This window comes from Ruegeria sp. D4 (assembly GCF_056534475.1).
Genome location: NZ_JBQFPJ010000051.1, coordinates 1 through 1,057, shown reverse-complemented (window position 1 = coordinate 1,057; position 1,057 = coordinate 1). Strand labels below are relative to the sequence as shown.

Here is a 1,057-nt window from a genome sequence, read left to right as displayed (position 1 = left end):
GGGGACCAGTTCAGCAGGCGGCGTGCCTTCGAGATATCGGCCAGAGCATAGCGAATGTCGCCGGCGCGGAAATCGCCGGTGACTTGGACGCCGTTGCGCGCGTCCCCGACAAGGTCGATCAGTTGCCGGGCCACGTCGATGATGGTCGCCGCCTCGCCTGCGCCGATATCCACGATCTGATCCGAGAAACTGTCCAGCGCGACGGTGCTGGCAAAGGCGCGCACAACGTCGTCGACATAGACAAAATCGCGGGTGATATCACCGTCCTCGAAGATGTTGAGCGTCTTGCCCTGCATGATCTGGTCGGCAAAGATCGAGATCACGCCGGTATAGGGGTTCGACATGGACTGCCCCGGGCCATAGACGTTCTGCAGGCGCAGAATGCCGACCTCGGTCGGGGTGCCCCAGAAGGCCTGGGTCAGCAGGTATTCCTGCATCAGCTTGGTCGAGGCATAGATCGAGGCGGGTGCCACCGGGCAGGTATCGGCATTGGTCGGCACCGGCGTCAGGGTTTCGCCGCTGGCCGATTTCGGCAGGAAATCTCCGTTCGACATGTCCTGGCTGGTGCGGGCGACCGCAGGCACAAGGACCTTGTTGGCGTCCACGCAGGCGCCCTCGCCATAGACGCTGCGCGAGCCGGCCAGAATGATGCGGCGCACCGGGGTATCGGCCGCGCGCACCGCCTCGATCAGGTTGGTGGTGCCAATGATGTTGACCTCGTTGTACCGGGTCGGGTGGTCAAAGGACTGGCCGGTGCCGGTTTCGGCGGCCAGGTGGAAGATGAACTCGGGCCGGACCTGCGACATGGCGCGCTGCATGTCGTCGCGCGAACGCACGTCGCCAACGATCATCTCCGCGCCCGAGGATTTGGCGATCCTGAAATTGGTCTCGTTCTGGAAATGAACCTGTGGGTGCAGAGAGTCGAAAATCGTGACGTCATGCCCTTGCTGAACAAGTTCAGCGCTCAGCCGCGACCCGATAAAACCCGCGCCCCCCGTGATCAGAATCTTCATTAAGCTATCCACCATGTCTACAGATGGCGCGTCACTAGTTCATT

General features: G+C 62.0%; 1 protein-coding gene. It reads right to left on the bottom strand.

Features of this window, described 5'->3' with window-relative positions:
* A partial coding sequence (locus ACR0MI_RS23685) for an NAD-dependent epimerase/dehydratase family protein (protein ID WP_480855757.1) occupies positions 1-1,013 on the bottom strand: 1,013 nt, incomplete at its 3' end.
* Between the last annotated feature and the right edge of the window lie 44 nt (positions 1,014-1,057).